Annotated in this window: 8 protein-coding genes and 1 rRNA gene; 6 read left to right on the forward strand and 3 right to left on the reverse strand. The window is 69.9% G+C overall.

Annotation, left to right across the window (positions count from 1 at the left end; genetic code table 11):
- Positions 1-92 precede the first annotated feature (92 nt).
- Entirely contained in the window at positions 93-398 is a 306-nt protein-coding gene (locus ACFXDJ_RS21995; protein ID WP_384652457.1) for a hypothetical protein, read from the reverse strand.
- A gap of 734 nt (positions 399-1,132) precedes the next feature.
- On the opposite strand from ACFXDJ_RS21995, the gene ACFXDJ_RS22000 reads away from it, so the two are divergent.
- From ACFXDJ_RS22000 to ACFXDJ_RS22025, 6 genes are all read left to right on the forward strand, one after another.
- The gene (locus ACFXDJ_RS22000) at positions 1,133-1,441 is read left to right on the forward strand and encodes a hypothetical protein (protein WP_136213834.1); all 309 of its coding nucleotides are present in this window, start codon (positions 1,133-1,135) and stop codon (positions 1,439-1,441) included.
- Positions 1,442-1,526: 85 nt separating this feature from the next.
- Complete coding sequence (locus ACFXDJ_RS22005) at positions 1,527-2,369, forward strand: hypothetical protein (protein WP_384652455.1); 843 nt, start codon at positions 1,527-1,529, stop codon at positions 2,367-2,369.
- Entirely contained in the window at positions 2,359-3,684 is a 1,326-nt protein-coding gene (locus tag ACFXDJ_RS22010; protein WP_384652453.1) for a hypothetical protein, read from the forward strand. The genes ACFXDJ_RS22005 and ACFXDJ_RS22010 overlap by 11 nt, the downstream gene beginning before the upstream one ends.
- Entirely contained in the window at positions 3,681-5,252 is a 1,572-nt protein-coding gene (locus ACFXDJ_RS22015) for an SCO6880 family protein (protein WP_384652451.1), read from the forward strand. Before ACFXDJ_RS22010 ends, ACFXDJ_RS22015 begins: the two co-directional genes overlap by 4 nt.
- Positions 5,253-5,271: 19 nt before the next feature.
- Positions 5,272-6,690 (forward strand): ATP-binding protein, encoded by a 1,419-nt coding sequence (locus ACFXDJ_RS22020; protein WP_384652449.1) that lies wholly within the window; start codon positions 5,272-5,274, stop codon positions 6,688-6,690.
- Between the two features lies 1 nt (position 6,691).
- Complete coding sequence (locus tag ACFXDJ_RS22025; protein ID WP_384850010.1) at positions 6,692-8,173, forward strand: type VI secretion protein; 1,482 nt, start codon at positions 6,692-6,694, stop codon at positions 8,171-8,173.
- Here ACFXDJ_RS22025 and ACFXDJ_RS22030 read toward each other — a convergent pair.
- Both ACFXDJ_RS22030 and rrf read right to left on the reverse strand, forming a co-directional pair.
- Positions 8,170-8,724, reverse strand: coding sequence for a GNAT family N-acetyltransferase (locus ACFXDJ_RS22030; RefSeq protein WP_384664164.1), 555 nt, complete (start codon positions 8,722-8,724; stop codon positions 8,170-8,172). The two genes, ACFXDJ_RS22025 and ACFXDJ_RS22030, sit on opposite strands and share 4 nt — an antisense overlap.
- Positions 8,725-8,851: 127 nt before the next feature.
- A 5S ribosomal RNA gene (gene rrf, locus ACFXDJ_RS22035) occupies positions 8,852-8,969 on the reverse strand.
- Between the last annotated feature and the right edge of the window lie 136 nt (positions 8,970-9,105).

A 9,105-nucleotide genomic window follows, 5' to 3' on the forward strand; every position in this document is an offset into this window, starting at 1 on the left:
AAACCCCCCCCCCACCCCCCGGGGGGGCCGCGCCCGGCTGGGGCCCGGGGCGCGGCACCGGCGGGGAAGCCGGCCGCCGGACAACACATCGATCAGGGCCTGACGACGGCCTGCCAGCCCAGCGGACAGACGACGCCCATGGCCGAGTAGTCGCAGAAGATCTCGGAAACGTCCCCGTAGGTCGTCAGCACCTTCACGTACGCCCGGTAGAAGCCGTTGTAGGTGATGGACACCCCGCACGCGTCCTTCGGGAAACCGGGATTCGCCGGCGTAGTCAGATCCTTCCAGCTGTACGGACCGACCGTCGTCCCGGTCACGGTCCGCCGGCCCAGGTAGACCCGCCCCCTGCTGAGCGCGGCGCTGAGCTCCTGGTCCGACTGCACCCTGACCGAGTCCATGTCCGCGCACGGACCGGTCGGCCCCCGCTCACCCTTCGGCCCGCGCTCGCCCTTCGGCCCCCGGTCCCCCTTCGGCCCCCGCGGCCCCGGACACCCGCCACCGGCCGCGGGCCCCGCGGCCTTCCCGGACGCCCTCAGGTCATCGTCCCCCCGAGGCTTCGCACAACCCCCGACCCCACCACCAGGGGCACCGGCCACAGCCGCCCCCGCCCCCGTGCCCGCGGCGACGGCCCCGGGCGCGGAAACCCCCGCGAACACGAGCGCCAGCGGCACCGCGACCCCGCCGGCCCACCGCACCGCCCTACCGAAGCAACCCATCCGCCACTCACCCACTCCACATCACATCGCCGTACCGAACGACGTGGAGCATCCCCCGCAACACCGCGCCCGGATGGAACGACTGACGGAATGTCGGACATACGTCATCGGGTTGGTCGAACGACACACCCGGCCACTGCGCCGAACGGCGGCCCCTCGACAGTCACCCCGTACGGCGAGACCGCAATCATTGCCCGGGGTCACCCCTCGTGATACACAGAGTGACCATACGTTCTTTCCCCCACACGCCGCCCCGGCCCAGGTCAGAGCACGCGAGCGGAACGCGGGGGCGCCGATCGGGTAAAGAGAGCAGTCAAGTCGACATACGGCGGCTGTTTCATCAGCGAAGATAGTGCGTGACCCCTGCCGTCCGGGCACGGGCAACAGGAACTACCCGTGCAGGGGCGGTGAGTTACATGATCCTGGCAGCCGAAAAAGGCGACATCACCACCATCATCGGCGGAATCGCCCCCAACTGGGGGCCGTTCGGCAGTCTCGGCAACGAAGCGAAGGTCATGGTCGAAGTGGTCATGGCCGTCGCCATCCTCCTCTGCCTCGGCATCGCCATCTGGGGCGCGGCCAAACAGCGCATCGGCGCGACGGCCCTGCGCGACACCTTCAGCGCGGAACAGGGCAAGGGCCTGATCGTGGCCGGCCTGACGGGCGTCTTCATCATCGGCTCCCTCGGCACCCTCTTCACCATCGTCTACGGAATGGCCGTCTAGCCAGAGCCCTGATGAGGACTCACCACGCCGCGCCTGCGCGGATATCAGCGCTACCGTCGTACGACGCGGAGGGGGCGAACACCGAATGAGCAACGACGACCAATACGGTGGCGGCGGCGCCGCCCACGGCGAAGTCGGCGGCACGGGCCAGACCCGCACCCGCCTCCCGGAGTCCTCCTCAGACCCCTACAACACCCCCCGCCGCACCCCCCGCCCCTCCCGCGGCCTGATCGCGGTCGTAGGCGTAGTGGTCCTCCTCATCGCAGCCATCGCCTTCGCGAACCAGTCCCACACCCCGGACTCCCCCCCCACCACCACCTCGAACAAGCCCCCGGCCGCCACCCCGACAGAAGCGACGGGCGTCCCCCCGGTGGCCGAAAAGTCCTCGGGCATCCCGAAGGGCTTCGCCCACGACGAACAGGGCGCCCAGTCGGCAGCCGCCAACTACACCGTGACGCTCGGCTCCGAGGGAATGCTCAAGAAGGACCTCCGCCACGCCATCATGGACGGCATCTATACGGCGGAGGCAGCGACCCGGCTGAAGGGCACTCAGGACGCCGCGTACTCCCCGGCCTTCCTCACCACGCTGGGACTCGATGCGAACGGGAACCCGCCACAGGGCAGCACCTTCGTCACCCGGGCCGTCCCGATCGGCACCCGGATCGAGAGCTACGGACCCACCGCTGCCAAGGTCGCGGTCTGGTACACCGGGCTGGTCGGCATGTCAGGCCCGAAGTCCACGGACCCGGTGCGTACCACCTGGAAGACCTGGACCTTCGAACTCTCCTGGGTCGGCGACGGCTGGAAGGTCAGCGCCGATACCCAGCAAGACGGCCCGGCCCCCGTTCCCGGCGACGTCGCCGCCTCCACGTCCGACGACATCAGCAAAGCCGTCAAGGAATTCGGAGGGTTCACCTATGCCCGGTAGCCGCCGCTTCCGTATTGCCGGAGCCCTGATCTCCGCACAGACGGCAGTGGTACTGCTGTCCGCCCGAGCCGTCGCAGCGCCCTCCCCTGCCCCGAGTCCGTCCGGCTCGCCTTCCAACAAGTGCGAAGGGGTTTTCGGACCGGTCAAGGAATCGTGCGAGCGCAGCGTCGGCGGCGGGAATCCCGCCGGAACGGGCGGCACCGGTCTCTCCCCCAACGCCCCCGACGCCCTCAACCCCCTCGCGTCACTCGCCAAGGGCTGCGCCGACGCCGCCGCCTGGATCGTCGCCCAGCTCAGCAAAGCGGTCAACGGCACCGCCAACGTCGACTTCACCAACGGCGCCTTCCTCAAGCAGTACGCCATCGTCTTCGCCGCCTCCACCATCCTCACCCTCGTCCTCTGGCTCTTCGCCGTCGCCAAACGAGCCATCCGCGGCGTCCCCTTCACCACCGCCATGTCCGAAGCCATCGGCTTCCTCTGGCTCACCGTCCTCGCCTCCGCCTTCACCCCCCTCATCCTCTACACCGTCGTCTCCGCCACCGACGGCGTCACCGAGGTCATCGCCTCCGCCACCGGCGGCCAGACCGACGTGTTCTTCGGCTCCTTCGCCGAAGCCCTCAAGAAGGGCGACGACATCGGCGGCGGCCCGATCATGCTGATCGTGGTCGCCCTCGTCACCGTCCTCGCCGCCGGCGTCCTCTGCCTCGAACTCGTGATCCGGGCCGCGCTCCTCTACGTCGGCGCCCTCCTCGGCACCGTCGTCTACGCCGGCCTCGTCGACCGCAACCTCTGGGGCCACGTCCGCCGCTGGGCGGGCATCATGATCGCCGTGATCCTGGTGAAGCCGGTCATCGTCATCGTGCTCGGCCTCGCCGGGGCCCTGGCCGGCGAAAAGGGCCCGAACTCCTTCTCCGCCGTCGTCTCCGGCCTCGCCATCATCCTGCTGGCGATCTTCGCCTCCGCGATGATCTACCGCTTCGTCCCCGGCTTCGGCGACGAGATCGCCTCCGCTCGCAGCAACCGCAGCAAGGCCACCGACGGCGCCCAGGCGGCCGCCGTCATCAGCTCCCCGGCCTCCCTCGTCTCCCAGGGCATCAAGACCCACAGCAGCCGCGGCGGCGGCAACGGCAGCGGCGCCCACCGCGCGAGCGGCGGAGGCGGCGGAGGCGCCAACCAGATCTCCGGAGGCATGGCCGCACACAGCAGCCGCGGCTCCGGCGGCGGAACCGGTGGCTCCGGCGGCGGATCCGCCCCCGCCGCACCCGCACCCCGTACGGGCTCCAGCACGAGGAACACAGGAGGTGACGGGCGGTGACGACCCAGTCCCACCAGCTCCACCAACTCCACCCGGTCGCGCCCCGCCGCACGTATCTCATCGGCCGGGCCCGGCCGAACGCGATCGTCGGCAAGAACCGCGAAACCGGCGAGATCGCCCTGATCATCGCCGGTGCGTTCCTCGGCATGATGAGCGGACTGCTCGTCCCCGACCTCACCCTGCGCATCGTCTCGCTCTCCGGCTTCCCGATGCTCGCGCTCGCCGCCGTCTACATCCCCTACCGCGGCCGCACCTTCTACCGCTGGTTCGAGATCAACCGCAGCTACAAGCGCACCCTGCGCCGCGGTACGACGTTCCGCTCGGGCGCCATGGAAGCCGGCATCCGCGCCGCCGACGGCCGCGAGGTCGAGGTCGGCCCGCCCCCCGGCATCGGCCGCATCAACTGGCTCGCCGCGCCCTTCGGCCCCGACGAGATCGCCGTGCTCCTGCACGCGGACCGCAGAACCGTCACCGCCGCCATCGAGATCGAGGGCCCCGGCGTAGGCCTGCGCGACAGCGAGGACCAAGAGGCCCTCGTGGACCGCTTCGGCACCCTCCTCAAGCACGTGGCCAACGGCGACGGCTTCGTCACCCGCCTCCAGATGCTCGCCCGCACGCTGCCCGCCGACCCCGACGCGCACGCCAAGGACGTGGCCCAGCGCGGCGACACCAACGCCCCCGTCTGGCTGCGCGATTCGTACGAGCAGCTCCAGTCGATGGTGTCCACCTCCTCCGAGCAGCACCGCGCGTACCTCGTCGCCTGCATGCACTTCACGCGCGAACTCGCCGCCGAGGCACACACCATCACCCGCGCGGGCACCCCGTACAAGGGCCGCAAGCTCGACCGCGACGCCGGCCTCGCCATCGTCATGGCCCGCGAGCTCACCGACATCTGCGCCCGCCTCGCCGAGGCCGACATCCGCGTCCGCCAGCCCCTGGGCCAGGGCCGGCTGTCCTCCCTCGTGCACTCCATGTACGACCCGGACCACCCCATCGACCACATCCAGGCCATGACCAAGCGCAACGCCTGGCCGGCCGAACTCGACGCCGTCGAGCCCACCTACCTCCAGGCCAAGACCCGCGAATCCTCCACCCGCGCCCCCTGGTGCCACGCCACGGCCTGGGTCAAGGAATGGCCGATGACCCCGGTCGGCGTGAACTTCCTGGCGCCCCTCCTGGTCCACACCCCCGACGTCATCCGCACGGTCGCCGTCACCATGGACCTGGAGCCCACCGAGATCGCCATCGAGCGCATGCTCACGGAGAAGACCAACGACGAGGCCGACGCCAGCCGCGCCGCCAAGATGAACCGCACCGTCGACCCCCGCGACATCGCCGCACACGGCCGGCTCGACCAAAGAGGTGAAGATCTCGCCAGCGGTGCTGCCGGAGTCAACCTCGTCGGGTACATCACGGTGTCCTCCCGCTCCCCCGAGGCCCTCGCCCGCGACAAGCGCACCATCCGCGCCTCCGCCGGCAAGTCCTACCTGAAACTCGAATGGTGCGACCGCGAGCACCACCGCGCCTTCGTCAACACCCTGCCGTTCGCCACCGGCATCCGACGCTAGCTGGAGGGAATGGCCGCCCATGCGAGATCCCATGTCCGCCCTGACGGACGCCTTCACCAGCTTCCTGTTCGGCAAGGTAGAAACGACGCGCCTGCCCGTACGCACCTCCACCGGGCAGGCGCAGGCCGTCTACCTGCCCACCGCCGCCCCCGGACTCGGCGACTCCGGCGTCATCATCGGCCGTGAGGTCTACAGCGGCAAGGGCTACATCTACGACCCGTTCCAGCTCTACGGCCAACAACTGCCCGCCCCCCACTGGCTGGTCCTGGGCGAATCCGGCAACGGCAAGTCAGCCCTGGAAAAGACCTACGTCCTGCGCCAACTGCGCTTCCGCGACCGCCAGGTCGTGGTCCTCGACGCCCAGGGCGAGGACGGCGTGGGCGAGTGGAACCTCATCGCCCAGCAGCTGGGAATAACCCCCATCCGCCTGGACCCCATCGCCGCCAACGACGACGGGATCCGCCTCAACCCCCTCGACCCGGCGATCACGACGACCGGCCAGCTCGCGCTGCTCCGGACCATCATCGAAGTCGCCATGGGCCACGGCCTCGACGAACGCTCCGGCTTCGCCCTGAAGGTCGCGCACGCGTACGTGGTCGAAACGATCACCACCCGCCAGCCGGTCCTGACCGACATCGTGGAACAACTGCGCCACCCCGAGCCCGAATCAGCCCTCGCGATGAACGTCGACATAGACGATGTCCGAGCCTGGGGCCTGGACGTGGCCCTGGTCATCGACCGCCTGGTCGACGGCGACCTCCGCGGCATGTTCGACGGCCCGACCACCGTCGGAATCGACCTCGACGCCCCCCTGATCGTCTTCGACCTCTCCCACATCGACCGCAACTCCATCGCCATGCCCATCCTCATGGCGATCGTCGGCGTGTGGTTGGAACACACCTGGATCCGCCCGGACCGCAAGAAGCGCATCTTCCTGGTCGAAGAGGCCTGGCACATCATCAACAGCCCCTTCGTGGCCCAGCTGTTCCAGCGCCTCCTCAAGTTCGGCCGGCGCCTCGGCCTGTCCTTCGTAGCCGTCGTCCACCACCTCTCCGACGTGGTCGACGGCGCGGCGGCCCGCGAGGCCGCGGCCATCCTCAAAATGGCCTCCACCCGCACGATCTACGCCCAGAAGGCGGACGAAGCCCGAGCAACTGGCCGAGTCCTGGGCCTCCCCCGCTGGGCGGTGGAAATCATCCCGACCCTCACCCCCGGCATCGCCGTCTGGGACGTCAACGGCAACGTCCAGGTCGTCAAACACCTGATCACCGAGGCCGAACGCCCCCTCGTCTACACGGACCGCGCCATGACAGAGTCCTCGGCCCAGCACCGCCTCCCCGACGACCTCCTCGCCGCCGAACTGGAGGCGGAGGAACGCGCCCTCCTGATGGAGCGCCACCTGGGCGGCGGCGCCGGCTCGGCAACCACGGTGGCCTGACATGCCCGACCGCACCACCCGCCCCCAGGGCGGCATCCCGGACGGCCTCCTGATCGGCCTCCTGGCCTTCCTCCTGGGCCTGGCCGTCCTCACCTGGACGGCCACCGGCCTGTCCGCCCTCTTCGCGAAGGGCGACTGGCCGTCCACGGTCACCTTCACCCGCACCCCGACCGCGGTCCGCTCGCTGATAGCTCACCCCCACGACCTCACAGCAGCCTGGCCCGACACCCCCGCCCAGTCCCTCTCGGGCTGGGGCCTGTTCTGGGGCCTCTTCATCAGCCAGCTCCTCATCCTCCTGGTCCTGACGATCTTCACCCTGGGCCTCATCACCCGCACCAGGGCCCGCCGCAGAAACCAGTCCCCCAAGGTGCCCGCACCAGACGACCAGGCAATCCCAGCCCAGCCAAATCCAGCCCCGCCGGCGTTTGAGGCGCGGGGGCCCGGGGGCAGAGCCCCCGGCAACGGCGCCGCACCACCCCCCACAGACGAGGCGTACCGCTACGGCTTCGGCTACGCCCCCGCGAAGGCACCGGCACCGGCACGGGCCCCGCACCGCATGACCTACGCCAACCCGGCGGCCCGCCGAACCGCCGCCACGGAAGCCATCGCGGCAGCGACCGGCCCGGTGCTCGTCATCACGTCCTCCCCCACCCTCTGGTCGGAGACCAAGAACGCCCGCGCCAAACTCGGCCCGGTCCTCCTCTACGACCCCTCCCGCCTCTGCGACACCCCGGCCCGCATCCACTGGAGCCCCACAGAAGGCTGCGCGGACCGCGCCACCGCCGCCGCCCGCGCCACCGCGCTCCTCGCGCCCGTCCGCCCCCAGGCCCGCATGGACACCGCCGTCGCGGATACCGCGGAAACGCTCCTTCGCAGCTGGCTCCAGGCCGCCGCCCTGGACGACCGTCCGTTCAAGCAGCTCCAGCGCTGGGCCCAGGGCACCAACGCCCAGGAGCCGGTCCGCATCCTCCGTACCCACCCCCAGGCGGCGACCGCCGCCCCCGGCGCGGCCGGCGAACTCGAAAGCGCCCTGACCGCCCACCAGGAGCGCCGCGAACTCGCCCAGCACCTCACGGCCCGCGTCCTGGCCTCCCTCTCCTCGATCCACATCCGGGAGTCCTGCACCCCGAACCGAACCGATTCGCTCGCCCTCGCATCGTTCGTCTCCGAAGGGGGCACCCTCTACGTGGTGGGCGAACCCCTGGAAGACCCCCGCACCCACCCGGGTGCGATGCCGTTGCTGACCGCACTCGCCTCCAGCGTGGTCGAGCACGGCCGCCGCATGGCCGCACGGTCATCCCACGGTCGGCTCGACCCACCACTGGCGCTCGTCTTCGACGACGTCGCCGCCGTGGCCCCGGTCCCCGAACTCCCGCAGCTCCTCCAGGACGAGACGCTCCCCCTGCTCGCCCTGTGCCGCAGCCGCGAACAGGCCCGCTCCCGCTGGCCGGAAGCGGACCTGCCCCTCACGGTCGGCCCCTAAGGCCTCGCGAACACGTACTCCAATTCCTTCGCGGACGGATCCCCCGGCATCGGCACGACGACCCCGCTCGGCTCGAACCCGAACCGCCGGTAGAACGCCGCGGCCCTCGGATTGTTCTCGTGCACGAAGAGCCGTACGCGCTCCAGCGCCGGCCCCTCCAGCGACCAGGCCCGGTCCAGCGCGGCCTCGAACAGGGCTTCGGTCAGCCCGGTCCCCCGCTGCTCGGCCCGCACGAACACCCCCACGAGGTGCCCCTGCGTCCGCTCGACGACCCCCTCGAAGAGGTCGTCCGCCCCGGCCTCCTCGACCAGCAGGGTCACCGACCCGTCCCACCGCCCGTCGGCCCCCTCGGCGATGAACTGTCGAACCGTCCGCCCCTGCGAACCCCCGAGGGTCCGAGCCTGCCAGAACTCATCGGGCTGGGCCTCGGCCCCGGCCAGCGTCTCCAGAAACGCCACCGGCGCCGCCGGATCCCGCAGAGCCGCGATCCGCAGCTCCTTGACCTGCACCCACTCGTCGCCCCGTACCGGCCGTATCACGTGCTGATTCATAACCCGGGATCCTAACCAGCCGGCTGGTCACACTTCATCTGTGTTTTCCCGCAAGGTCCGTGAAAAAGGCTGTGAACGCAGAAAAGCCCCGTACCAGTTCCCTGGTACGGGGCTCTCTACAATGATTGTTCGGCGGCGTCCTACTCTCCCACAGGGTCCCCCCTGCAGTACCATCGGCGCTGAAAGGCTTAGCTTCCGGGTTCGGAATGTAAACCGGGCGTTTCCCTAACGCTATGACCACCGAAACACTATGAAGTTAACCAACCGGATATGACACAGTTCGTTACTTCAGAACTAACACAGTGGACGCGAGCAACTGAGGACAAGCCCTCGGCCTATTAGTACCAGTCAGCTCCACCCGTTACCGGGCTTCCACATCTG

Origin of the sequence: Streptomyces sp. NPDC059443, assembly GCF_042750105.1 — a bacterium.
Taxonomy (GTDB): domain Bacteria; phylum Actinomycetota; class Actinomycetes; order Streptomycetales; family Streptomycetaceae; genus Streptomyces.

Bases quoted from the DNA above. Each gene is read 5' to 3' on its own strand.
- ACFXDJ_RS22030 (WP_384664164.1), bottom strand. From the start codon at position 8,724: ATGAATCAGCACGTGATACGGCCGGTACGGGGCGACGAGTGGGTGCAG.
- ACFXDJ_RS22010 (WP_384652453.1), top strand. From the start codon at position 2,359: ATGCCCGGTAGCCGCCGCTTCCGTATTGCCGGAGCCCTGATCTCCGCA.
- ACFXDJ_RS21995 (WP_384652457.1), bottom strand. From the start codon at position 398: ATGGACTCGGTCAGGGTGCAGTCGGACCAGGAGCTCAGCGCCGCGCTC.
- ACFXDJ_RS22005 (WP_384652455.1), top strand. From the start codon at position 1,527: ATGAGCAACGACGACCAATACGGTGGCGGCGGCGCCGCCCACGGCGAA.
- ACFXDJ_RS22020 (WP_384652449.1), top strand. From the start codon at position 5,272: ATGCGAGATCCCATGTCCGCCCTGACGGACGCCTTCACCAGCTTCCTG.
- ACFXDJ_RS22025 (WP_384850010.1), top strand. From the start codon at position 6,692: ATGCCCGACCGCACCACCCGCCCCCAGGGCGGCATCCCGGACGGCCTC.
- ACFXDJ_RS22000 (WP_136213834.1), top strand. From the start codon at position 1,133: ATGATCCTGGCAGCCGAAAAAGGCGACATCACCACCATCATCGGCGGA.